The sequence below is a fragment of the Paenibacillus sp. IHBB 3054 genome, assembly GCF_051594305.1.
In the GTDB taxonomy this organism is placed as follows: Bacteria; Bacillota; Bacilli; order Paenibacillales; family Paenibacillaceae; genus Paenibacillus_AQ.
Map to the genome: position 1 here is coordinate 1 of NZ_JBOFBG010000023.1, position 24,138 is coordinate 24,138.

Here is a 24,138-nt window from a genome sequence, read left to right on the forward strand (position 1 = left end):
AGGAATCAAGTTCTCACCAATGGTTTGGCCAATCATGCCACCCAAACCCCCTTGTGGAGCAAACGAAGGAGAAGCTTGGAAAGGGACGGGAAGTGTAGAATTATTTCTGTTAACGAGGTCTCCCCAGATGATTTGAGGAGATACTGATGATTCTGTAATGGCGGGAAGGTTGCTTGTTCCATAAGCTTGTCCTATCATTCCTTGAGGCAAGAAACTGTATTGTGTGTGGGGATTAATACCAAAATATCCAATGTTATTCATTTTACACCTCTTTGTTTGATTTTTTCCAAAAATAGCTTGTGACTAAGGGGGCCTTATTATTCAGAAATTTTAACTTTTTCAAGCTGAGTGATAAATTATCGAACATATCTTGAACATATTTTTGAAGAATACATACTAATTTAGAAACCCATTTTATACATTGACCTTCAGTGGAAAGGTTTATTAGAAATCTAAATAAGAACTTAAGTTTACTAATATTCAATAAAAATTGAGCATGTAGGTAGTTCGCTTATTACGTCTATAATAAACGTGTGAATACAAAGACATCCAATCCAATGCGGCTGCCTTCAATAATCATCCTCCTGTATACACTCTTCTCTTCAAGCTGTTTGGCGTCGTTCAGGTACAGTGTAAGGATGCCTAAGACGGGTTCTGGCACAGGAGCTCACCTTCTTGTGGGTAAATTTCCACGCTGCCTCTGCTCTGGGGCGACCGCAGCAGCAGCGTGGGCTTGCCGGTAGGTCCGCTCTTCAATGCCACAGCGGCAAGCCCGCTGTTAAAGCACATCTTCAGGCTTGCCGTATTGTCGGTAGCGACGTTGCATTCCAGGCGGCCGAGCCGCTCCAGCTGCCCGGACAGCAGGGCTGTACCGGTATGTCTGTTCCGGTATAGAGGATGGACGGCAACAAGACAGGCTTCTTTGCCGTAGCCGGATACGAAGCTCACGCCTGCCAGCTGACGGCCGCTTTGACCGCGTACGGTGGCGACAAGCAGGGAGACGCCCGGCTCGGCAAGCTGCTCCGGAGTCAGACGGGCCAGCATCCTGCATGCACGAAGCGTAATCCGCTGCTCCCCGTACTCCCTCAAAAATTCCAGCAGCCCGGCCAATCTGGAATTCCACTGGCCCGGACTGCTGTCGTAGATAGAGGATATCTGCATGGCGTGTCACTTCCTTTACAGGTTTCTACTTGTTCATGCGGGCCAAATGCTGGCTGTACTGAAAAATCCGCTCCAGGGACAGCTTGCGGATGGCCGGTTCGTCGAATTTCATCGGCCGTGAGTTGGCCTCGAAGAACCACAGGTCACCGGCCTCATCGACACCAAGATCCATAGACATCTCACCCAGCATCATTTCGGAGGCCCGTTCAATCTGGCGGGCAATCAGCAGCGCGGTGGTGGGGACATTCTTGAGAATAGCTGCAGCTCTTTCTGGACCGAAGGTTCCTTCCAGCATGGTTGCCGGCTCTTCAATGCTGCCGCCGCGCGGCACATGGGTTGTAATGCTCCGGGCGCCGGCCAGCCTTGCACCGATTCCGGTCACTGCCCAGCCTCCCCGGCTATTCTTCTGCAGGAGTACCCGCAGATCGAAAGGCCGCCCGTGGTGTGTTGCGAGCTGAATGGCTTGCTGCACAATATAACGGGATTGTTTTTTTTCTTTGCTGATCCGTGCCCACAAGCGGTCCATGGAGGCCGCTTTGTAGGTCGCGTTCTTTTTGCCGCTCTGTATCTGCAGCCTATAGGGCAGGCTTACATCCTCGCGGTATTTAAGCCGCATAATCCCCTTGCCGGCTTTGCCGCTTTCCGGCTTCAGGTAGAGGCTGTCATGAGTACTCAGCATGGCGATGAGGGTGTTTGAGCTGCGCAGCCGTCTCGTTTTGGGCACATGCTTCGAGGTTGCGCGCGATGCCTTCAGCCATTCAAACAAATCCCATTTATTAAAAAACCTCGGGTTGTAGAGCTTGATATGGTCATGCTCCAGGCACTCGGCAATTTTGCGGGCGACTGGTGCTTTTTCTTCTTCTTCACGATTGGAAATCCGGTTATAAATGACCTGCGGCAGCGGGACAGGAATGCTGTACCACAGCTTGCCGCTGGGGGAAGGGACGTAGCCGTTCACCGTCCGCTCCTCCAGCTTTAAATCACGCGTAGTCACAACGTACACAAGGAAGCCCATTTCTCTGCCGGTGCGGATGATATCGCGGAAGTTATTGCGGTTGCCGCGAAATTGCTTTACTCTGTCACTGGTCGTTAGTATAGCTATTACGGGTTTGCTCGGGTCAGGGATTCGGCTGTTCACAGATCATCCCTCCTGCGGAATTTGCTGAGATAGAGGCAATGCTCCAGGATGTGCTCAATGGAAGCTTTGCCCTCAGCGCGCAGGGAAGGATGGCGGAAGATCGAGCGTCCCGGTTTGGCGTTCGCCTCGAACATCCAGATATCTTCATCCTGGTCAATTCCAAGGTCAAAGCCGATTTCGCCAAGCAGATGGTGGTGCTGGGTCTCCAGCGACTCGGCCAGCTTGACGGCGGTTGTTTTCGCCCGCTGCAGCACTTCATCCGCTCTGGCGCCGAATACGCGGCCCAGGGCCTGTTGCGGTGTCAGCAGGGCGCCCCCGTTCTTCAAATGGGTGGTCACACTGCCCCTGCCGGCTTTTTTGGCTCCGATGCCTACGACCACCCATTGATTGCTGCCGTTCTTATGCATATGGAAGCGGAAGTCAATGGGGCAGGAGTCAATTTCGATCAGGCGGATGCCTTGCTGCACCACATAATTACTCAGGCTTTGGCCATGGCGGGCGCGCAGCATGCGCATGAGGCTGTCGAAGCTGGTAAACCGCAGCAGCACATTTTTACCGCTTCGGCGATACCGGGCGAAATAGCCTTTCTTTGGCAGGTAGGTTAGCCGGTAGATTCCGTGGCCAAGACTGCCTGCGGAAGGTTTGTAGTAGACAAAGTGATGCCGTTCGAGCATCTCCCGCATTTTATCCGGATTAGGGTTGCTGTGCGTTTCCGGTACATAGCGGTTTGCTGCCCCGTCATTTTCCAGCAGCCGGTAGATATCTGCTTTATTGAAAAAGCTCCAGTTGAAGTACGGAATTCTCTTGCGCGCAAACCGTTCACGCAACTGGTTAATATAGGGGGATACCTCAGCTCTGCGGCTGGGCAGACGGTTATATACGACATCCGGCAGCGGTACTACTTTGCGTTCGAATTTGCCGCTTGCATTCAGGAAAAAGCCGTTCACCTGCTCCTGCTGCCAGTCGATGTCACGCGGCATGAAGGCGAAAATATAACATCTGTTGCTGCCTTCCCGCAGGAGCTGCTTAATAAAGCCGGTGCGGGACCCGAAGGGGCTCGTCGAGGACCCGGGGCCGTCGGACAATACACCGACCAGCGGTCCAAGCTGTACTTCATCCTGCAGGTTGCGCAGATAGATGCCGCCTGATTTGGGGACCTTGATTGCACTCTTTACTCCAGTGGCGAGGAACAGATGCTTGCCGGCACGTTTGATCGGCTTGATCGTTGCCGGAATGGCATCTTTTCCGAGCCGCAGGCGGATATTTTTCTTGCCGGTTAGTTTCAGGCTTTTCATCAGTTCACCCGAGACGTAGACAACTCTTTGGGGCTGCTTGGTGAAATGCACATTGCAAAAAGTGAGACCCATTTATGAATCCTCCTTAGGAACCATTGATATCATTCTCCCGTTTGTAACGGAACTGCCGCGTAGATGGCTTGCGGTTTGCTGCTGAATTCAGCAGCAGATGACGCGCATAGCGCAGGGGGTTCTCGGCGGCGAGCTTAGCAGCCCGGCGGTCGCCCGTCAACCGGAACACCGTGCGCCCTGGTTTGGAATTGGCTTCAAGCAGATAGATCCTGCCGCCTTCATCGATACCGAAGTCCAGGCCGAGTTCTCCCAGCCTGCCGCATGATTCCTCCAACAGCGGCGGCAGCAAAGCCGATGCTGCTGCAAGTTCCTCCATAAGCTCGCTTCCCGTCTTGCCGTATTCTGCAAGCAGGAAGGGCTGGGCGGGTACCGCTGTTCCCCCGCCATGGAGGTTCGAGGTCAACGAACCGCGGCTGCCCAACCGGACAGCCATGCCGGTAAGCGTCCAGACGCCTCTGCCGTTCTTCTGCATTAGTACACGCACGTCGAACGGCTGTCCTCCGCTGCTGGTCAGATGAAGGTAAGGCTGTATAATATAGCGGCGCGGGCCGATAAAGTCATGGATCCAGCTCAGACCTTCGTCCAGCGTGCGGAAACCTTTCTCAAAGGGGACATTTGCCTCATCACGACCTCTTAAGCTTATGCGCCCGCCCTCGTTATTGCTTAGGCGCTTTGCATGGATTGTGCGTTTGCCATGGGTACCGGACCTTGGCTTCAGAAAAACGCCGTCCTCTCTTTCTGCGAGCATCGTGCCCAAATCACCGGTACCAGTGTAAAGTCTGGTCTCGGGCAGCCATGCGGAAGCTCTGCGGCTGCGCCGCAAAATTTCATAGACGCTCCATTTATCAGGCAATCCACGCGACCAGGGAAGCGACCGGGATAAGGCAGCCAGGGCGGAAGCGGCGGATCTTTTTTCCTGCAGGCTTGAGTATAGACAACGGTTATACAGAATGTCGGGCGGAGCTGCCAGGGTAGGCTGCCACTGTCCGTCATTCCAGATATAGCCGCGTATGGATTGGCCGTCTCTTGCAACTCCCTCCGGGTGAAAGATAAGCACCTGCAGATCATACAGCGGGGCTACCCGGCATAACTGACTGCAGAACTCCGGTTCTGCGATGGGAGGATTCCCGCGGCGGCGGCCCGTCATGATGCCAAGGAACCCCATTGCTGTCTCTGTCATAATGCCCTCCTTATAACCCGGCCAAGTAGCGGCAATATAGAATCATCTGTTTGACGGACGGTCTGATTTTCACATCACTGAGGGGCGTGTTGTCGTTTTTGGACGGTTTGGAGTTGACCTCCAGCAGCCAGACTTTTCCCGACTGATCCAGGGCAAGGTCAATGCCGAGCTCCCCGAAATGCGCGGGGATATAGGTTTCCACACCCCTGGCTATCGCCAGAGCCGCCCGTGGAAGCTGCAACTGTGTGCTTTCTTTGGTCCCGGACGAGAGGCTGCTCTTACCGATGGCCTCGCGGACAGTGCTGAGCGTGCCGCCCCGCGCCAGATTGGAGACAAAATGGTTGCTTCCGGCGGTACGGGCAACTATAGAGGTGACGCCCCACTTGCCGGTGCCGTTCTTCTGCACGAGTGCCCGGAAATCTACCGGGCGCCGTCCAAGCTCTAGTAGAGGGAGCCCCTGCTGAATCTGGTAGCGTGTGGTTTTCATCTTGGGCGCAATGGATTGAAATAGCTTCGCCAAGGTTGGGTAGACTTGTTTACGCGTGCCAAGCGGTGTCGTGGACAGCAGCCGGTAGCCGCCCCCCTCATCTTTGGAGATGCGGAGAATGCCTTTTCCAAGGCTGCCGCGTACCGGCTTCAGAAAGACACTGGGATAGCTGCTGCACATTCTTTTTAATACAGCGAAGCCGGTTAAGGCATGCGATTCCGGCAAATACCGCTGCAGGGCGGCATCCTGTGCCAGTGCTTCGAACACCTCTGTCTTGTCAAGGAACTTTTCATTGAAGAAATGAGTTCCGTAGCGGGATTTTACATCCGCCAAAAAATGCTGTACGCTAGGTTTATTCTCCACCTTTCGAGTCGTAAGCCGATTGTTAATCACATCGGCAATAGGCAGACTCAGCTTCCGCCATCCCTCGTCGTATACCCAGCCCTCAATGGAGGAGCTGTGTGTTTCCAGCCCTTCCGGGGTAAAGAAATATACATAGGCGCCTTGTGCATGACAGGCATTGGTAAGCTCCCGGCAGAACAGGGTGATCGGGCCGAATACCCTTTCGGGACGGTCCGGATGGTCCCGGCTCACCAGAACTCCAATCAGCGGTCCGAGCCGCAAGGTGCGGCTGCCGGAGCTGTATGAAGCGTTCAGTGAAAGCCGTTGCCGCAGTCCGAGTTTCCGTGCCAGCGCTTCGCTTACGCGCAGACTGTCGGCTTTGGGAACCGGAATGACGGTGACCTCCTGCCGGAAAGAGCCGAACGTGAGCCGGATCGTTCCGTGTGCGGGTATTTTGAGCTTTTTCATGGATTTTTCGCCCAGCATTACAGCGTTTTCCTGCAGGATGCCCGAGTGGACCGTGTGGACCGGGATCTTGAATTTGGACATCGTGGATCTCCTTCCAGTAGGCAGCATGATGCCGGCAATATGAATCTTAAGGGTTACATATCATTCATCATATGGAGACATCTGACCCTTGGTGATTGACCTATTCTTTAAAAAGCCGTGCCGGGTTTGAACGAAGCGAATCAGGAAGCAATGCTTACAAAACTTTTAGGAGGAATTATAATGAACGTAATTGACAAGGCGCATGAACTGGCGAGAGCCATTAAGGAAAGTACGGAGTTTTCGGATATTTCCAGCGCTATGAAGGTAATTGAGGCCGATCCGGAAAGCAAACGGATGCTCGACAGCTTCCGGCAGAACCAGATTGAGCTGCAGCAGCGCATGATGAGCGGGGAGATGCCTCCACAGGAAGAAATGGAGAAGATGGAGAAGCTGTTCGAGGTGCTGAACCTGAATCTGGGCATCCGTCGCCTGTTTGATGCGGAACGCCGCTTAAGTGTCGTTATCGAGGACGTGAACAAAATCATCACCGACAGTCTGTCGCAAATGTACGGCGGTCAATAATTCTGTATCCGATCACACTGCCGCCTGGGGTGGCTGCAATGTATGAACAACAGGAGGGTGTCTCCTAGCCTTATGGCTAGAGGACACCCTCCTGTTTGTTGTTTATAGCGATGAAGATTACTCCTGCTTGCCTTCCACCGCACAGAGCAGAATCCCGGCAGCCAGGCCGAGACGGCGGTCCAGCTGGCCGCTGCGGTCCTCGGAGAAGTCTGCGATGATTTTGGTGACGAAGGGATTGAAATTTTGCCTGAAGGCAGGAATGACGGTGTTCCCAAGCTCAATGTTATATTTTTGCGGAATGAGGGTGATGAAGCGCCGCAGGAGAGCCATAAGTGTGCTGTTTTCTTTGATTAGCCCGATTTCGGTATCCCGCTGATCCAGGATGGTCCATTCATCCTTGAGGATTGATTTGAGCCCCTTGCGGCGGAGCGCCCCGATATGTTCACCGGTCTCCGAGTCATGCACATCGTAGGTCGCGCTGAAGTCGATCACATTGCGGGCTTTAATGCGCAGCAGCTCCTTTTCCATACTCTCGTCCGTAAACAGTGCAATGTCCTCTTTAAGTTTGAAGGCTTTCATTTGCGAATAGAGCACAAGCTCTTCCGAGCTGTTGTAGATGTGCAGCTTAGCGCCCATAATGGAAAAAACCTTTTTGCGGATTATGTACTCGGTATGATTGAATGCGTTATTCAATGTAGAATCCCTCCCCGTAATGCTAACATCATCTCATATCAGAACGGTGCAGGCTATGGTGTAGATAACTTCCCGGAAGTTTTTTGCAACTTGTCTCATAATTCCGGCTGCATGTTCATAGAGTAGAGATATAGATTCCATGGAACAACCTTTTAAGAGAGAAGGAGCTGTCTGTAATGAAGAAAAGAAACAAGTTCAAGCATGGTGTGTATTTGCTGGCGGCACTGGCCATGCTGCTCTATGCACTGCCCAAGCTGTCCTTTCAGAACGGGCCTGGCTGGGTGCTGGGGTTCGGCGTGGTCTGGTGCGTTTTTGCCTTTCTGGTGATAGCGTCACATTTGCATTTTATAATCGGTGTGGATGAAGAGAAACAGAAACGCCTGGAGTCTGTCCGCAAGCATAAGCTGGAGCAGTGGCAGGGTAAATGGAATGAGGAGTCCCGTGTGGCAGAAAGATGATGTAATTCCGCCAAAAGTAGTCCCGTTCCCGAATTTATTCCGCAGTCAGGACAACCCCTGCATCCGTCGTTTTGGCGGGGGCAGGGGTTGTTGCGTAGTTGCTTAGCTGTAAAGTCGAAGCCTGAGGCGCAGTGTGTTTCAGGCTTGCTCTGGTATAGCAATATGTTCACAGATATAGCCAAATCTAAGCTTCCGTTGCTGTTGTACTCCACGGTTACCTCCGTGTATAATAGGTACAGAATAGTACAGATCGGGCTATGGGGGTGTAACAGTTGGAGGGTCAAGGCGATAACATTACAAAACATGAACAGCTGCTCCAGCACATTGAAGGCCTTAAGGTTGGCACCAAAATTTCCGTCCGCAAGCTGGCTAAGGAAATGGCGGTCAGCGAAGGTACGGCTTACCGTGCAGTGAAAGAGGCCGAGAATCTCGGCATTGTCATTACGAAGGAGCGCATCGGTACTGTCCGCGTTGAGAAGAAGCCGCGGAATATATCCGATCAGCTTACCTTCGGGGATGTAGTGGATATAGTAGAAGGACATGTGCTCGGCGGAGTGAACGGCCTGAATAAGCATCTCCATAAATATGTCATCGGCGCGATGAAGGTTGATGCTATGATCCGTTATATCGACGCTGACAGCCTGCTGATCGTGGGTAACCGTGATGATGTGCATTCGCTTGCGCTGGAGCAGGGTGCAGGCGTGCTTGTGACGGGGGGCTTCGGGACAAGCCGTGAGGTCAAAGCGCTTGCTGACGAGCTGGACCTGCCGGTGATCTCTTCAAGACATGATACGTTTACTGTGGCCTCCATGATTAACCGGGCCATATTTGACAGGCTGATTAAGAAAAAGATCATGCTGGTTGAAGATATCGTGGATAACAAGCCGCGGCTGAACACCTTGAAAGTCACAAGCACCGTCGGGGAATTGCGGATGCTGTCACAGACCAGCGGCGAGTTGCGTTTCCCGGTTACGGATGAATGGAACCGGGTTATCGGCATTGTCGGCCGCAGGGACGTGGAGGAGTTCAGCGAGGAGCACAGCATCGAGAAGGCGATGATCCGCAGCCCTGTCACAGCTGCCCTGCAGACGTCGCTGGCCTCGGCGGCGCAGATCATGATGTGGGAGGGTATTGACTTCCTGCCCATCGTGGACCGCAACCGCAAGCTTGTGGGCTCGCTGACCCGCCGGGAGGTACTGCAGAGCCTGCGTGACGTCAGCAATCAGCCGCAGCTCGGGGAGACTTTCGACCACCTGATTTGGAACGGCTTTGCCGAGGAGCGGGACGAGGAAGGAAAGCTGTTCTTCCACGGCTTCATCACACCGCAAATGGCGACGGATCTGGGTACCATCTCTGAAGGCGTGTTATCCACACTGATGACGCTTTCCGCATTCAAGGCGGCTAAGGACATCACGGGGAATGACTACGTGCTGGACAATATGTCAACGTATTTTATCCGCCCGGTGCAGATTGAGCATTCGGTTATCGTCTTGCCGAGGCTGCTGGAGATCAGCCGCCGGACCTGCAAGCTGGAAATTGAGATCTCCCACAATGACACAATAGTTGCCAAAGCGGTGCTGATGCTGCAGTCGATCGACCACGGCTGAACCTTCATATTCTACCGAAAAGACTATCCCGCCGGGATAGTCTTTTACGCATAGACGATACAGCGGTTGTCTTATAATTGAACCGGTTTCACTTAAGGATGCTGAGGATGACGGTAATGCAGCCAGACTAATGGCGGGTAAAATGATTTTCATTCCTGTTCCGGCTGTAGAATCCGTGGCTGCGCAGTCCGGAGAAAATGTTGAAGGCGCCGATCACCAGGAAAACCGTCTCCACAATGACATTGACCGTGGAACCGCGGAAGAGAAACATCGACATCAGCGACAGCGTCACCAGCATGGCGCCGAGCAGCATATTCATAATAGCGCGCTTGCGGCCTTTTTCCATCGGATCTGGCGCTCTGCGTGAGGATAAGCTGTACACGGCGGCACCGATCATACAAATCACCAGCAGGACAAACAGCACGTACTTGATGAGCAGAATCATGGACAGGCAGCTCCTTTATCAATGTAGTGGAAAATGATAGTTTTGCCCTATGATGTAACCGTATATCACCTGTCCACTATTGTAGCATGATTGGCCTCAGCTGCGCTTATACGGATTAATTTCCACCCAGATTTGCAGTACCCCCTCCATGACGAGCATGGTGCGGATTTTGACCGCGTATTCTTTTTCGCGCACGATGTATATTTTACCGTCCAGGAGCAGCCGGGCCAGCTTGCCGTCCGTGTCGATTTCGAACATGCTGCGTCCGCGCATCGGTTCAAGGTCGGAGACCATTTTGCTGATAATCTCTTTGGTCGTTACGGGATCCAGAGCCTCAGCGCCGTCCTTGACCTTGCTGTCCTCTGTGCGCAGCTTGATCTCCCGGATGACGGTAGAGGTGTTGTTGTATTTTTTGAGTGTCTGGATATCCTTCCGGTACTGCTCGATCTGCACACGAAGATCCTGATTGTTCAGCCAGAGCACATTATACCCCATATGAAAAATAGCATTGTACGCGACAGCTCCTGCGACCATGCCGAGTACAAAAACGGCGGAAATCTGCGAGAAGCGGCGGTAGCGGTGGAACGGGGGGATTCTCATTCCGGCATCACCCCTTGCCGCACACCCATTTGACCAGCTCGCTGCCCATATGAGCGCCCAGGAAGGCAAATACAAGATAGAGAATTTGCTTAATGGCGGGGGAGAGGTTGCCTCCCAGCATGTTGCTCTCAATGACCCGCATCGGGTCAATCGTTCCGCCTACAGCGGCGGCAAGCGCCCAGATTTTAATCCGGTCCGCGATATCCAGCATAGTCTGTGTAGGCGGCTGCAGGGAGACTACCGCACCGATTCCGCCCAGCATGGCTCCACCCAGTACGATGCCGCAGGCAATAAAGAAGTCTAGGACGGCTTTGCTCAAAAACACGTTCATACAAGGCCCCTTTCCGGACCAGGCCTGTTCGTCAGCTCAGCCTGTCCTTGTGCTCTTACTCCATTCTATGGGCGGTTCCCCCTTTAATATGATAAAATAGTTTCATCTTATGTTTTGATTGTTGACTGAAGGGAAGTGGGGATATGAGCCCTTACGTGCATTTGCATGTGCACAGCGAATACAGTTTACTGGACGGGGCGGCGCGCATTACCGATCTCGTGCGCCGGGCCGGCGAATACGGCATGAAGTCGCTGGCGCTGACCGATCATGGCGTGATGTACGGGGCAATCCCCTTCTATAAAGCTTGCAAGGCTAATGGCATCAAGCCGATCATCGGCTGTGAAGCTTATTTGACTGCGGGCTCGCGGCGTGAGCGGGGCAGCCGCAAGGATCAGCCGATCTACCACCTGATCCTGCTCGCCAAGGATGAAACCGGCTACAAAAACTTGATGAAGCTGATCTCGATCGGCCATCTGGAAGGCCAGCATTACAAGCCCCGCATCGATATGGAATCCCTGGCCGCGCATGCTGAAGGCATCATCTGCCTCAGCGCCTGCCTGGGGGGCGAGGTGCCGCAGCATTTGCTGCATGGGCGCGATGACGAAGCGCGCCGGGCGGCGCTGAGATATAAAGAGATTTTTGGCGGGGACTTCTATCTGGAGCTGCAGGATCATGGCATTCCGGAGCAAAAGCGGGTGAATCCGAAGCTGATCGCCCTTGCCGCCGAATGTGATATTCCGCTGGTCGCCACGAATGATGTGCACTATCTGGCCAAGGAGGATGCCGAGGTACAGGATGTGCTGATCTGCATCGGCACCGGCAAGACGGTGGATGATGAGGAACGGCTGAAGATCGGGACGGACCAGCTCTTTTTCAAAAGCGGCGAGCAAATGGCGGCACTGTTCCCGCATGTGCCGGAAGCCATTCTCAACACCGAGGCCATTGCCGGGAAATGCAATCTGGAGCTGACGTTCGGGGGCCATATTCTGCCGGAATATTCCCCGCTGCCGGAAGGGCTGGATGCGGCAGCTTACTTGCGTGAGCTGTGCCGCAGCGGGCTGGAGGAGCGTTATGCGGATACACCGCTGTGGGCCTCGCCGGAGCAAAAGGCAACAGCTGAGAACCGGCTCGACTATGAGCTGGGTGTCATTGAGAGCATGGGCTTCAGCGATTATTTTCTGATCGTCTGGGACTTCATCGCTTATTGCCACCGGCAGGGCATCGCTACCGGACCGGGCCGCGGATCTTCCGCAGGCAGCCTGACCGCGTACAGTCTGCGGATTACCGATGTCGATCCGCTGAAGTACAATCTGCTCTTCGAGCGTTTCCTGAATCCCGAGCGGATCACGATGCCGGATATTGATATCGACTTCAGCGACGAACGGCGCGATGAGGTCATCGCTTATGTTGTTGATAAATACGGCCAGGAGCATGTGGCGCAGATCATCACCTTCGGAACGATGGCGGCGCGGGCGGCCGTGCGTGACGTGGGCCGGGCGCTGAACCTGCCCTATAACGAGGTGGACAAGGCTGCGAAGCTGATTCCCGGCCAGCTCGGCATCAGCATTGCCCGGGCGCTGGAGAGCAGCCCTGATCTTAAGGCGCTGTATGAAGGCAATCCGAAGACCAGAGGCCTGCTGGACATGGCGATGAAGGTCGAGGGCATGCCCCGCCATGCTTCCACACATGCCGCAGGGGTCGTCATCTCTAAAGGTCCGCTGACCGATGCTGTGCCGCTTCAGGCCGGCAACGAGAGCACCGCGCTCACCCAGTACTCCATGGAGCATCTGGAGAGTGTCGGACTGCTCAAGATGGACTTTCTGGGGCTGCGGACTTTGTCGATTATTGAACGCTGCACGAACTGGATCAAGGAAATGAGCGGCAGTACACCCGATTTCCGCAGCATTCCCGATGACGATCCGCTAACCTATGAGATGCTTGGTGCGGGTGAAACGACCGGCGTCTTTCAATTGGAGTCGGCGGGGGTAAGACGCGTGCTGAAGGATCTGAAGCCTTCAGGGTTCGAGGACATTGTCTCCGTGCTGGCGTTGTACCGCCCGGGTCCGATGGAATTTATTCCTAAGTTTATTGCCGGAAAGCACGGCGAAATCGAAGTGGAGTATCCGCATGCCGATCTGACACCGATCCTTGCCGATACTTACGGGATCATCGTATATCAGGAACAGATTATGCAAATCGCCTCGCGGATGGCCGGGTTCTCGCTTGGTGAAGCCGATCTGCTGCGCCGCGCGGTGTCGAAGAAGAAACGCGAGACACTGGATAAAGAGCGAAGTCACTTCGTGGAGGGCAGCTTGAGGCTGGGCTATCTGGAGACCGATGCTAACGCTGTCTATGATATGATTGTGCGGTTTGCCGATTACGGCTTCCCGCGCGCCCATGCCGCAGCTTACGGCGTGCTGGCCTTCCAGACGGCTTATCTGAAGGCACATTATCCTGTGCAGTTTATGTCGGCGATGCTGACGGCAGTGATGGGTACACACCGCAAGGTGGCCGAATATGTGCTGGAATGCCGCCGCACGGGTATCGGCGTATTGCCGCCGGATGTCAACGAGAGCGGCGTGCTGTTTACGCCTGTGCCGGGAGAAGGCAGCGGCCATATCCGTTTTGGACTGGCCGCGGTCAAGAATGTCGGCACGCTGGCTGTGGAGAACATCATCGCCGTGCGCAAGGAGCGGCCGTTCGACAGCCTGCTGGATTTCTGCCGCCGCGTTGATCTCCGGGTCTGCAACAAGCGAGTGATAGAATCGCTGCTGCAGGCCGGCGCCTTCGACCGTCTGCAAGGCCACCGGGCACAGCTGCTTGCGATGCTGGATGAGACAGTCGATGCCGCGCTGAAATGGCGCAAGGAGCGCGACGAGCTGCAGATCCAGCTGTTCGACGACCTGATTGAAATGCCAAACTGGGAAATCCGCTATCCGGATATCCCGAAATTCACCATCGGCCAGCAGCTGGAGCTGGAGCGCGAGCTGCTCGGACTGTATCTGTCCGGCCATCCGCTGGACGACAGCGCGGAGCTGCTGGAGGAGCCGGGCATGCAGCGGCTGATGGATCTCGGCGAGGCCGAGGATGAGAGCCAGATTGTGACGGCAGGCATGGTCGTGTCACTCAAGGAAATTACGACAAAATCCGGCAAAGCGATGGCTTTTGTCGAATGGGAGGACCAGATCGAGCGCTGCGAGGTCGTGCTGTTCCCTGAGGTGTGGAAGCGGAGCCGCAGCCTGATCGAGAAGGGTGCGCTCTTGGCCCTCCGCGCCAAGGTGCAGCAGGAGGACGAGGGCTTCAAGCTGCTGGCCGAAGAGGTCGCGCCGCTTGGCGCCGACACGATTCGCAGCCTGCTGCAGCGCCGCAGCGCAGCTGCCGCCCGCGCGTCCGCCGCGGGCCGCACCCAGACGGCAGGCGCACCCGGAGGTGCGTCTGCTTCCCGGGCGGGCGCAGGCGGCCCTGGCGCCGCCCGTAGCACCGCAGGCGGGGTTACCGCGCCTGCGCCCGCAAGGCCCGCTGCCGCGCAACCATCGGCGCCGCAGGAAGCCCCGCGCTCCGCAGCGCCGGGACCGGCAGGCCAGCGTCCTGCAGCCGCAGACGCTGTGGAGTCCGCTGGCCGGAGTTCCGGCGCAGCGGGGAGCGGCCAGCGTGTCTTTATCAAGATCACGCCGGACTCTGAGAACCCGGCGCTGCTCTCGCGCCTGCAGGCGCTGCTGCAGACCCATCCCGGCTCTGCAGCTACCCTGCTGTTCTACGAGCGTGACCAGAAGCTGCTCGCGCTTAGCGACGGCTACCGGATCGAGCCGTCCCAGGAGCTGTTCGCAGCGATCGAGGGGATGCTTGGAGCCGGTACAGTCCGAATAAAATAAGAACATTTCCGCCTTTTTCCGCATACATTAGGAAACCACAGGGAACTGTCCCGTGCGGAAAGGGGAATCACATCATGTCCTATCAAATGGCAACAGAGCTGCTGGAGCGCAGGGGAGTCACGCTAACGTCCATCGCTGAGATCGTATATATTTTGCAGTCGGTGTATTATCCGGATTTAACCGAAGAAGAGTGTCTATCGAGCGTTAAGTCGGTGCTGGGCAAACGAGAGGTGCAGTACACACTGATGACAGGCGTTGCGCTGGATGAATTGGCTGAAAAAGGCCTGCTGCCGCAGCCGCTGCAGGCGGTGATGGAGGCGGATGAATCGCTCTACGGAGCGGACGAGACTCTGGCGCTTGGCATCACCGGCGTATACGGAATGATCGGGCTGACAGGCTTCGGTTATCTGGATAAAATAAAGCTCGGCATCATCGGCAAGCTGAATGATGATGAGCAGGGGATTCATGTATTTCTGGACGATCTTGTCGCGGGAATTGCGGCGGCGGCATCCGCCAGAATTGCGCACCGGCATGAAGGGGCCAAGGTGTATCCCCATGTCAGCGGTACGGAATAATTAACCCCCATTATTTGGTGAATAATGCTCCCTGGTCTTGCTTTCTTCGCCTTACTCCTGTTGCGGGAAAAAAGAAAACTGTGTTATCATGATTCCATTATACGGGATACGGCTGGGAATTGAGATTAGGGAGGCTTTGCAGGGCATGTGGACGGTAATCTATATTGCGCCAACCGCCAGAGTGGCGGATATGATTCAGAGCAAGCTTACGGAAGAAGGATTTATGGTAAAGTGCCGTCCGGTCAATATGTCCAAGCAGCAGTTCGAAATTCTGGTTCCTTCAGGAGAACTGGAGGAAGTGCAGGAAGTCCTTAATCTAATTTTACATCCCTGAATAGACATCAAGATGGCATTCAAGACAGCGGCAAGCTGCTATATGCGCAAATAAACGGCTGAAGAGGTGCGACCCTTGTTCAAAGATTTATTTCAGAAAAAACGGAAGTACGCGACTATTCCTTCAGAACGTCTGGAGCGGAGCGGCGGACCGGTAGAAGGCGAACGCCCCAAACGGGAGATTCCCGAGGGCTTAATGAGCAAATGCAGCAAATGTGGAACGATCCAGTACAGCAAGGAGCTGGAGAAAAATCTGAAAGTATGCCCTTCGTGCGGTTATCATATGCGGCTAAACGCGTCGGAACGGATCGCAATGATCCTTGATCCGGAAGGCTTTATCGAGTTCGACAGTGAAATGGCATCCGTTGACCCGCTGCAGTTTCCTGGCTATGCTTCCAAGCTGGAACAGCAGCAGTCCAAAACTGGACAGGTTGAAGCCGTGCTTACAGGCCAGGGAACCATTGGCGGTCATCCGGTGATTGTTGCCGTGATGAATTTTGAGTTCTTCACCGGCAGTATGGGCTCGGTTGTAGGAGAGAAGATTACCCGGGCTGTAGAAGAAGCTACGGAGAAGAAGCTCCCGATGCTGATCTTTTCGACTTCGGGCGGAGCCCGGATGCAGGAGAGTATTCTTAGTCTGATGCAGATGGCGAAGACAAGCGCAGCGCTGGCCCGGTTTGGCGAAGCGGGAGGGCTCTATATCTCTGTCATTACGGACCCGACAACGGGCGGAGTCTCCGCCAGTTTTGCCAGTCTTGGCGATATTATTATTGCCGAGCCTGGAGCAGTATTCGGTTTTGCCGGAAGAATCGTCATTGAGCAGACCATTCGCCAGAAGCTTCCGGATGATTTCCAGACTGCTGAATTCAACCTTCAGCATGGTCAGCTTGATCTGGTCGTACACCGCAAGGAATTACGGTCCACGCTAACCAAGCTTTTGGATTTGCACGACGTGAAAGGGGGCTTTTAGGTTGGCGGGAGAGTTGCCTTTTGAAATGCCTCTGGTAGAAATGCGCAAGAAGATCGCCGAACTGAAGCAGTTCGGTGAAGAGAAGGGCATTGATTTCAGCGATGAGATCGCCCGGCTTGAGGAACGTTACCGCGTGCTTGAGGAAGAAATTTATACCGATATCTCTGCTTCACAGAAGATGCATCTGGCCCGGCATCACGGACGTCCGACTTCGCTTGATCTTATAGGGCTGATCTTTACTGATTTTATTGAGCTGCACGGCGACCGTCTGTACGGCGACGATCTGGCTGTAGTAGGCGGAATCGGCAAGCTGAACGGCGTCCCGGTTACCGTGATCGGCCAGCAGCGCGGCAAGGATACGAAGGAGAACATTTTGCGTTTCTTCGGCAGCGCGCATCCCGAAGGCTTCCGCAAGGCGATCCGCCTGATGAAGCAGGCGGAGAAGTTTGGCCGTCCGATCGTTACCTTTGTCGATACCAAAGGGGCTTACCCCGGCAATACGGCGGAGGAGAGAGGCCAGTCCGAAGCGATTGCCAGCAGCCTGTATGAGATGTCTCAGCTTGGCGTGCCGGTCATCTGCATCATCATTGGTGAAGGCGGAAGCGGCGGAGCGTTGGCGATGGCTGTAGGCAACCGTGTTCTGATGCTGGAGCATGCCATCTATTCAGCGATCTCCCCGAACGGCGCGGCGTCCATTCTCTGGAAGGATGCCTCGAAGGCGGAACAAGCCGCAGAAGCGATGAAGATCACCGCCGCTGATCTGCTGGAGATGGAAGTGATTGAGGAAATTGTTCCTGAGCCGCGGGGCGGCGCACACCGTGATTACGAGTCTACTGCCGCTGCGCTCAAGGATGTCATATGGCGCCATTTGCAGGAGCTGTCCAGCCTTGATTTTGCGGAACTTAAAGAAGACCGCTACCGCAAATTCCGCAAAATCGGCGAGTATTCCGAAGCCCAGCAGGAAGCCGTTAACCCGGAAGAAGAAGTGCAGAACGTGGAGTAATAATCTCTGTTTCATTTGCACTTTCAGACATATAATACTATCAGCAGGTCCAAAATATGGACTGGTCTGAATAAAACATTTATTACCATTGAAATAATCCTGCGGCATTCGCAGGGTTATTTTTATTTTGCCCTAAAACTTCATGTATTCGACTTAAATTTACAGCAAAAGAAGGCTATAACATTGATTTTGTGTCCAAGTTGCAGTAATATTCATTAGGGCGCAGTAAAAGGTACATGTGATAAAGTTCCTATACAAACAGAGAGCCTTATAGTAGATTTTGTAGTTGGAAAAAGTGAGACAGAGAGAACGAAAAAACGGAGGAAAACCTAATGCGGAAAAGTAAAATTGTATGTACGATCGGTCCTGCTAGTGAATCGTTGGAGAATATCAAAAAATTGATCTTGGCTGGTATGAATGTGGCCCGTCTGAACTTCTCCCACGGCGATTTTGAAGAGCACGGCAACCGGATCAAAACGATCCGTCAGGCATCTAAAGAACTGGGCAAAACTGTTGCCATCCTGCTCGACACCAAAGGACCGGAGATTCGCACAGGCAAGCTGGAAGTAGAACCGATTGAACTGGTTCAGGACGAGTATCTGACATTGACTACGGAAGAGATCCTTGGCGACCAAAACCGTATTTCCATCACTTACAGCGACCTGCCTAATGATGTTCAAGTAGGCTCGACCATCCTGATCGATGACGGCCTTATCGGACTTACCGTTGTCGACATTCAAGGCACAGAAATCAAGACCCGTATTGTTAACGGCGGTACGATCAAGAGCAAGAAAGGCGTTAACGTACCAGGAGTTGCCATCTCCCTGCCGGGTATTACGGAAAAAGACACCAACGATATCGTTTTTGGGATCGGACAGGACATCGATTTTATCGCCGCTTCCTTCGTTCGCAAAGCTAGCGACGTTCTGGAAATCCGTGCACTGCTTGAGAAGCACAATGCTTCCCATATTCAAATCATCTCCAAAATCGAAAACCAACAAGGTGTTGACAACCTTGATGAAATTTTGGCAGCTTCCGACGGCCTGATGGTTGCCCGCGGCGACCTTGGTGTGGAAATCCCTGCTGAAGATGTGCCTTTGGCTCAAAAGCTGATGATCGAAAAATGTAACATCGCTGGCAAACCGGTAATCACAGCTACACAAATGCTGGATTCCATGCAGCGCAACCCGCGTCCTACCCGCGCTGAAGCGAGTGACGTAGCGAACGCTATCTTCGACGGAACAGATGCAATCATGCTGTCCGGTGAAACTGCTGCCGGGAAATATCCGGTAGAATCCGTTCTCACAATGTCCCGCATTGCTGAGAAAGCTGAATCTGCCCTGAACCACCGTGAAATCTTCATGAAGCAACAAATTGCTCAAGAAACAACGGTTACTGAAGCCATCAGCCAATCCGTAGCGATTTCCGCTCTGGACCTGAACGCTAAAGCTATCATTTCTTCGACTGTAACTGGCCACACTGCACGCGTGGTTTCCAAATACCGTCCTAAATCGCAAATTATTGCCGTAACTACTCAAGAAAGAACTATGCGTCAATTGGCACTCGTATGGGGCGTAACTCCTGTATTCGGTAAAGAAGCTACTTCGACAGACGAATTGCTGCAAACTGCCCTTAAAGGCGGTAAAGATTCCGGTCTGGTTAAAGCAGGCGATCTTGTTGTAATTACAGCGGGTATCCCACTGGGACGTTCCGGTTCTACAAACCTGGTGAAAGTAGACACCATTCCAGCTGACTAAGCTTAGGAGTCTTCTATAACGCAGATTGTTCTATTCATAAAAAGCAATGGTGAATTCCACCATTGCTTTTTTTGCTTGATATACGAGGGTCAAATGTATATATTGGATTGAGAGTTTCGGGCAAAATGAAACACTAGGAACGTATGAGAATGGGGTTTCTTGTGTTAACGAGAGGCGAGCCCTTATGATATACACGTTTAACTACAAAAGTATCTCCGGCGGAATTGGGGCTTGAAGGGACGGCAACTGCGGTTTTGTTCTGTACCATAATGCCTCCATCGGCTGGAGTGAGCTTAGGGCTTTTACCGTTGATCGTGCAGCGGCTGAACCTTGTGGGTGTTACCCGGGCAAGCGCGCCTATAGTTCCGCCGACTTGGGGGGCTTCCATGATCCATTCAGCGGAGGACTGCGGGCCTGTGTAATGCTGTATAGTGCGGAAAATCCAGTTCTTGCTGAGATTCCGCAGGGTTATGCGCCATTTGCCGGAGCTGATCTTGGCGATCGTTGCCCGTATGCGGTCTCCGGGAAAGACCGGGAGAGGAATAACCGTCTCCATTGCCGGCAGTATTTCCCACCAGGGATAGTAGCGGACGACTCCATTTATAGACTCATGTGCGGTGCCGGTCTGAATCAGATTGCTGTTTTTGAAGCCGTCGATTCCGATCCAGGCCGAGGAATAGCTGGCTTTGGAAGTGGGCTTGACATAGGGGACAACCCACTCGCCGGAGATCCTCCGGAAGGCTCCTTTTTTGCCTGTGATGGCATATCCGCTCCAGTTGCTGGAGGTCCAGCCGAAGCCCGTGCTTTGAGCTCTACCCTTGTTGGTTTTGTCCGTGAGACAAGGCCGACCGCGCTTTAATTTATAAACTGTGCTCACTTGTTCACCGCCTCTATTAGGTTCTGCTCTATTTAATGCGGCGAAGTCTTGCAAAGGTTGGGTATTCTGTTAAAAAGGATTGGAGAGGAAATATAGCACAAATGGAAAAACTACTGAAGCTGCGCGGCTTTTATCTCTTCCTGGGACTTGCCGGCGGCTCGTTTGGTTCCTATCTGACGCTGTTGCTGAAGTATAACGGAATGGATGTCAGCCAAATTGGTATGATGATGGCGGTGGGAACACTTATTGCCATATGTATTCAGCCTGTATGGGGTCTTATCTCTGACAGGTATAACCAGGCGCGTCTTGTACTTATTCTAAGTGTGGCTGTACCGGCAGTGCTGGCCGTATTCTACCGTTCGGAATATTTCATTGTTCTTCTGATGGTATACACGGTGTCCACGATCTTCTCGTCCACACAGGCCCCTATCGCCGATTCTTACGCCATTGCAGCGGCAAACAGGGCCGGATCCACCTATGGCAGCATCCGGCTGATGATGAGCATAGGAGCGGCTGTAGGGGCCTATGCCGGTGGCCAGTATGTTGAGAGATTTTCAGTCTCTACGATATGGCTCCCGTTCCTGCTCTTAAATTCAGTTGCCGTCATTTTTGCCCTGACCCTGCCCAGACAGGCGGAAGAGAATCATATGATGAGCCAATCGCTGGCTCAAGGGGTCAAAAAACTGCTCGGCAACCGCATCTTCCTGGCTTTTCTGGGTGGCAGCTTTTTGGTGAACCAGACGATGACGGCTTTCGGCACCTATTTTGTGGTGGCCTTCCAATCTGTCGGCGGCTCCACCGGGTATGCCGGAATTGCGCTTTTCCTTGCCTCTGTGACCAACGTGCCCTCCATGCTGTATGCCTCGAAAGTCATCCGTAAGCTGGGACGGGAGCGCACGCTGCTGCTGGGTGCGCTGATCTATGTGCTGCGCTGGGGGATTCAGGTGGCCTTTCCCCATCCTTCGGTGATGATCGGCGTGCAGGTGCTGCACGGTCTGTCATTCGGGCTCTTTTATATTGCTGCTGTTGAATATGTGTCGCAGATTACCTCATCCGAGATGCAGGCAACAGGCCAAAGTGTCTTCAATATCGTATTTTCCGGTTTTGCGGGAATTCTGGGCAATTTGCTGAATGGATTTCTGCTTAGTCAGGGCGGTGTCGGGCTGATGAATGTGTCTTGCATGATAAGTTCTGCCGTCGGGGCGGTTCTGCTCTTCTATGTAGCCAGAAGCTCAAGGAGCAGCGTTTCGAAGACGATGTCCTCGGGCGGAGTTGGCGTCTAGCTGCCGCTTCCGCAAGTTAATACAGAAAGGAGCATATGTTATGGAATCACGTAATCGGGTGCTTTCCAGCCGCTGGCACAGCACGGCTTTCCGCGTGCGTTACCAGGAAACCGATCAAATGGGTGTGGTGTACCACGCCAATTATTTAAGCTGGTTCGAGAGCGGGCGCACCGAGATGTTCCGCGAGCTCGGCTTCGCCTACCGTTCGCTGGAGAACATGGGAGTGCTTCTTCCTGTGACTGCGGCAGATTTGCAATTTAAAAGTCCGGCGCGATATGATGATCTTATCGCCGTGTATGCGCGGCTTAAGGTTTTTTCAGCTTTGAGAGTTGTGTATGAATATGAGGTGCGCCGGATTGAGGAGGATGGGGAAAGTGGCGGCGAAGGTTCTGCGGAACACGGAGAGCTTTCAGCGCTGACTGCTGCCCAGACTCTTCCGGGAGAACTTCTGGTTAGCGGTTCTACCAGTCATGTCTGGCTGAACAAGGACTGGAAGCCGGTAAGACTGGATCGGGCGCTTCCGGAGCTGTATCAAGCGATAACCGGGGCGCTCAGGGAAGAAGAAGGAGGAGCAGTATGATCAGGAACAAATGGCTGTGGGCTGCCTTGTTTATTATCCCGGCCGTGGAATTATTCGGGTTCATCTATGTCGCTGGTTATCTTGGAGCGCCCAAAACGCTGCTGCTCATTCTGGCTACTTCAGTGATCGGACTGCTCATGATGCGGTTCGAAGGCAAAAAGGTACTGCAGGACAGCAAAATTCAAATGCAGGAAGGCAAAGTGCCCGGACGGACGATGCTGGACGGCTTGTGCATTTTTTTCGGCGGTCTGCTGCTGATTCTGCCGGGCTTTGTAACGGATATAATCGGCTTTTCTTTGGTGTTTCCGCTGACCCGGCCGCTGTACCGGGTTTTTCTGCTTAGATGGATTGAGAAGAAAATGAAAAATGGCACCTTCACCTTTTATCGCAGGTAACAGAAATCTGTCTATGCGCTGCTTTGTGTACCAGAGTACAGCATGAACCAAAGAAGGCGGCGTCCCATAAGTGGATTACTCCACGAAAGAGACAGTCCTGTGATGTAAAAAGACTGTAAAAAAGACAATAGAGCAGTGCTTCTCCCGTTACTGGAGAATCGCTGCTCTGTTTTTTTTGGTCATCGGCTGCTTGCTAGTTGGACTAATGCAGACGTCCGCTCACAATATAGCTGTGCAGCGCCCGGAACACGCCGGCACGGTGGAAGGCGTCAAGGATGACCAGAATAACAGGACCCAGTAGAAGACCGAGCATGCCGAACAGCTGCAGGCCGACGAACATGCCGACCAGCAGGGTAAGCGGGTCCAGCCCGATGCTGCTGGCGAGCACCTTGGGCTCAAGCACCTGGCGGGTCACGAGAATGATCCCGTAGAGCACCAGCAATCCGATGGCCAGAGCCAGGTTGCCGGTCATGTAGGAGTACAGCGCCCAAGGGAGCAATATAACACCGACGCCAAGGTAAGGGACCAAATCAACGATACCGACCGTTAGACCGATGGCAAAGGCGGAGTCTACGCCCAGCAGCAGGAGTCCGATAATGACGATAACCCCGGTAACGGAAATCAGCACTAACTGGGCCCGCAGATAGCCGGACAGCGCTTTGCGCAAATCACTCCAAATCTCAGAGACTGGTCTAAGCAGAGGCACCGGCAGCAATGAAGTTAATTTTGCATTATGGCGATCCCAGCCGGTGCTGAGGAAAAAGGCGGCCAGCACAATCACAATCAGGATGGTTCCCATGCTTGGCAGCGCGGAAATCAGCTTCAGAATCATATTGAAAAAACCGGTGATCAACTGGGTCATGGCGTGGCCCACGGTTTCGGTAGTCCGGCTGATGTTGCTGTCGATAGTGGCATGATAGTCCGGGTTGTCGTGGTAAAACTGGTTGATTTGGTTAATAATATTCTGAATGCTGGCATTGCGGCCCAGTGACAGCAGCACCTCGCGCCATTGGTCGGTATGGAGATCTAAGGTCTGCAGCAGCACAATCAGCTCTTTCACCAGCCGGGTAATCAGCGCAGTCAGTACAAGGGCCGTACCTCCGATATAGAACAGCAGCGAGAGCGAGACGGCGAGCCAGCCCGGAAGCTTAAATCCTTTAAGGATCACCACCAGCGGATGAATGATATAGGCGAGCAGCCAGGCCAAGAGGAGCGGATAGAGCAGCGGAAGCAATACATAGATGGCGAACATCAGCCCCGCAGCGGCGAGAACGACCCAAAGGCCGCGCAGCACTCTTTTTAACACAAGCGTGTCCATCGTTCATCCCTCCACTATTGCTGCTCCCGCAAGAAAATAACTGCTCGTCTTATGTATATTCATAGATTGATTTTACAGACTATCAAAAGTCATAAAGCACGAAAACAGGGCAGACTCTATAACCTGAAAGCGCAATCATGAAACAGGAAGATCGGAAGTTTTTTTCTATCTCTCCGATAAAATCATTTGATGCGTGTCAAAGCTTCCACGTTGTTCACATAACCGTCAAAATCCGGTATGATTATTAAAGGTTCTACCCTGAAAGTTGGTTGCAATCTTTAAGGATGTCTTATCG

At 53.4% G+C, this 24,138-nt stretch carries 24 protein-coding genes and 1 pseudogene; 12 read left to right on the forward strand and 13 right to left on the reverse strand.

The window, feature by feature from the left end; translation table 11 throughout:
• The 7 genes and pseudogenes from ACQ76X_RS22185 to ACQ76X_RS22215 form a co-directional block, all read right to left on the reverse strand.
• Positions 1–261, reverse strand: a 261-nt coding sequence (locus tag ACQ76X_RS22185; protein WP_438495959.1) for a hypothetical protein, incomplete at its 3' end; no start/stop codon positions are given.
• Positions 262–532: 271 nt separating this feature from the next.
• A pseudogene (locus ACQ76X_RS22190) lies at positions 533–661 on the reverse strand (YheC/YheD family protein); the annotation flags it as partial.
• Entirely contained in the window at positions 643–1,161 is a 519-nt protein-coding gene (locus ACQ76X_RS22195; protein ID WP_038588879.1) for a hypothetical protein, read from the reverse strand. The gene ACQ76X_RS22195 and the pseudogene ACQ76X_RS22190, both read right to left, overlap by 19 nt.
• A 25-nt stretch (positions 1,162–1,186) precedes the next feature.
• Positions 1,187–2,299: a YheC/YheD family endospore coat-associated protein gene (locus ACQ76X_RS22200; RefSeq protein ID WP_438495960.1), complete on the reverse strand. Its 1,113-nt coding sequence runs from the start codon at positions 2,297–2,299 to the stop codon at positions 1,187–1,189.
• Positions 2,296–3,666, reverse strand: a complete 1,371-nt coding sequence (locus ACQ76X_RS22205) for a YheC/YheD family endospore coat-associated protein (RefSeq protein WP_076110675.1) — start codon at positions 3,664–3,666, stop codon at positions 2,296–2,298. The genes ACQ76X_RS22200 and ACQ76X_RS22205 overlap by 4 nt, the downstream gene beginning before the upstream one ends.
• A 13-nt stretch (positions 3,667–3,679) precedes the next feature.
• Positions 3,680–4,846, reverse strand: coding sequence for a YheC/YheD family endospore coat-associated protein (locus ACQ76X_RS22210; RefSeq protein ID WP_438495961.1), 1,167 nt, complete (start codon positions 4,844–4,846; stop codon positions 3,680–3,682).
• A gap of 10 nt (positions 4,847–4,856) precedes the next feature.
• Positions 4,857–6,224 carry a YheC/YheD family endospore coat-associated protein gene (locus ACQ76X_RS22215; RefSeq protein ID WP_438495962.1) on the reverse strand — a complete coding sequence of 456 codons (1,368 nt, stop codon included), beginning with the start codon at positions 6,222–6,224 and terminating at the stop codon, positions 4,857–4,859.
• A gap of 180 nt (positions 6,225–6,404) precedes the next feature.
• On the opposite strand from ACQ76X_RS22215, the gene ACQ76X_RS22220 reads away from it, so the two are divergent.
• Positions 6,405–6,746, forward strand: coding sequence for a YlbF family regulator (locus tag ACQ76X_RS22220; protein WP_340899474.1), 342 nt, complete (start codon positions 6,405–6,407; stop codon positions 6,744–6,746).
• 117 nt (positions 6,747–6,863) lie between these two features.
• Here ACQ76X_RS22220 and ACQ76X_RS22225 read toward each other — a convergent pair whose 3' ends face one another.
• A complete protein-coding gene (locus ACQ76X_RS22225) occupies positions 6,864–7,439 on the reverse strand; it encodes a hypothetical protein (protein ID WP_038588894.1) in 576 nt (191 codons plus the stop codon).
• 176 nt (positions 7,440–7,615) lie between these two features.
• Between ACQ76X_RS22225 and ACQ76X_RS22230 the strand changes: the two genes are divergently transcribed.
• Together ACQ76X_RS22230 and ACQ76X_RS22235 are read left to right on the forward strand one after the other, a co-directional pair.
• Positions 7,616–7,897, forward strand: a complete 282-nt coding sequence (locus tag ACQ76X_RS22230; protein WP_076110670.1) for a hypothetical protein — start codon at positions 7,616–7,618, stop codon at positions 7,895–7,897.
• Positions 7,898–8,169: 272 nt separating this feature from the next.
• Positions 8,170–9,504, forward strand: coding sequence for a DRTGG domain-containing protein (locus tag ACQ76X_RS22235; protein ID WP_038588899.1), 1,335 nt, complete (start codon positions 8,170–8,172; stop codon positions 9,502–9,504).
• A 127-nt stretch (positions 9,505–9,631) separates the two neighbouring features.
• On the opposite strand, the gene ACQ76X_RS22240 is transcribed toward ACQ76X_RS22235, so the two are convergent.
• The 3 genes from ACQ76X_RS22240 to ACQ76X_RS22250 form a co-directional block, all read right to left on the reverse strand.
• The gene (locus tag ACQ76X_RS22240) at positions 9,632–9,949 is read right to left on the reverse strand and encodes a YtpI family protein (protein WP_438495963.1); all 318 of its coding nucleotides are present in this window, start codon (positions 9,947–9,949) and stop codon (positions 9,632–9,634) included.
• A gap of 96 nt (positions 9,950–10,045) precedes the next feature.
• Complete coding sequence (locus ACQ76X_RS22245; protein ID WP_379143148.1) at positions 10,046–10,549, reverse strand: hypothetical protein; 504 nt, start codon at positions 10,547–10,549, stop codon at positions 10,046–10,048.
• A gap of 7 nt (positions 10,550–10,556) precedes the next feature.
• Positions 10,557–10,880, reverse strand: a complete 324-nt coding sequence (locus tag ACQ76X_RS22250) for a YtrH family sporulation protein (RefSeq protein WP_038588909.1) — start codon at positions 10,878–10,880, stop codon at positions 10,557–10,559.
• Between the two features lie 143 nt (positions 10,881–11,023).
• Between ACQ76X_RS22250 and ACQ76X_RS22255 the strand changes: the two genes are divergently transcribed.
• The 6 genes from ACQ76X_RS22255 (at position 11,024) to pyk (ending at position 19,390) form a co-directional block, all read left to right on the forward strand.
• A complete protein-coding gene (locus ACQ76X_RS22255; protein WP_438495964.1) occupies positions 11,024–14,752 on the forward strand; it encodes a DNA polymerase III subunit alpha in 3,729 nt (1,242 codons plus the stop codon).
• Positions 14,753–14,826: 74 nt separating this feature from the next.
• Complete coding sequence (locus ACQ76X_RS22260; protein WP_076110666.1) at positions 14,827–15,327, forward strand: phosphatidylglycerophosphatase A family protein; 501 nt, start codon at positions 14,827–14,829, stop codon at positions 15,325–15,327.
• Positions 15,328–15,472: 145 nt separating this feature from the next.
• Positions 15,473–15,661, forward strand: a complete 189-nt coding sequence (locus ACQ76X_RS22265) for a hypothetical protein (protein ID WP_038588919.1) — start codon at positions 15,473–15,475, stop codon at positions 15,659–15,661.
• 75 nt (positions 15,662–15,736) lie between these two features.
• Positions 15,737–16,630 (forward strand): acetyl-CoA carboxylase, carboxyltransferase subunit beta, encoded by an 894-nt coding sequence (gene accD, locus ACQ76X_RS22270; protein WP_339225824.1) that lies wholly within the window; start codon positions 15,737–15,739, stop codon positions 16,628–16,630.
• A gap of 1 nt (position 16,631) precedes the next feature.
• Entirely contained in the window at positions 16,632–17,633 is a 1,002-nt protein-coding gene (locus tag ACQ76X_RS22275; protein ID WP_438495965.1) for an acetyl-CoA carboxylase carboxyltransferase subunit alpha, read from the forward strand.
• Positions 17,634–17,965: 332 nt separating this feature from the next.
• Positions 17,966–19,390 (forward strand): pyruvate kinase, encoded by a 1,425-nt coding sequence (pyk, locus tag ACQ76X_RS22280; protein WP_038588922.1) that lies wholly within the window; start codon positions 17,966–17,968, stop codon positions 19,388–19,390.
• A 133-nt stretch (positions 19,391–19,523) separates the two neighbouring features.
• On the opposite strand, the gene ACQ76X_RS22285 is transcribed toward pyk, so the two are convergent.
• Positions 19,524–20,267, reverse strand: a complete 744-nt coding sequence (locus ACQ76X_RS22285) for a G1 family glutamic endopeptidase (RefSeq protein ID WP_438495966.1) — start codon at positions 20,265–20,267, stop codon at positions 19,524–19,526.
• Positions 20,268–20,368: 101 nt separating this feature from the next.
• Here ACQ76X_RS22285 and ACQ76X_RS22290 point away from each other — a divergent pair, with 101 nt between their 5' ends.
• The 3 genes from ACQ76X_RS22290 to ACQ76X_RS22300 are packed head-to-tail and all read left to right on the forward strand — an operon-like array spanning position 20,369 to position 22,525.
• Positions 20,369–21,550 carry an MFS transporter gene (locus tag ACQ76X_RS22290; protein ID WP_438495967.1) on the forward strand — a complete coding sequence of 394 codons (1,182 nt, stop codon included), beginning with the start codon at positions 20,369–20,371 and terminating at the stop codon, positions 21,548–21,550.
• A gap of 40 nt (positions 21,551–21,590) precedes the next feature.
• On the forward strand, positions 21,591–22,130 hold the full coding sequence (locus ACQ76X_RS22295) for an acyl-CoA thioesterase (protein WP_438495968.1): 540 nt from the start codon (positions 21,591–21,593) through the stop codon (positions 22,128–22,130).
• On the forward strand, positions 22,127–22,525 hold the full coding sequence (locus tag ACQ76X_RS22300; protein WP_076110660.1) for an FxsA family protein: 399 nt from the start codon (positions 22,127–22,129) through the stop codon (positions 22,523–22,525). The genes ACQ76X_RS22295 and ACQ76X_RS22300 overlap by 4 nt, the downstream gene beginning before the upstream one ends.
• Before the next feature lie 202 nt (positions 22,526–22,727).
• On the opposite strand, the gene ytvI is transcribed toward ACQ76X_RS22300, so the two are convergent.
• Entirely contained in the window at positions 22,728–23,843 is a 1,116-nt protein-coding gene (ytvI, locus tag ACQ76X_RS22305; protein ID WP_438495969.1) for a sporulation integral membrane protein YtvI, read from the reverse strand.
• Positions 23,844–24,138 lie beyond the last annotated feature (295 nt).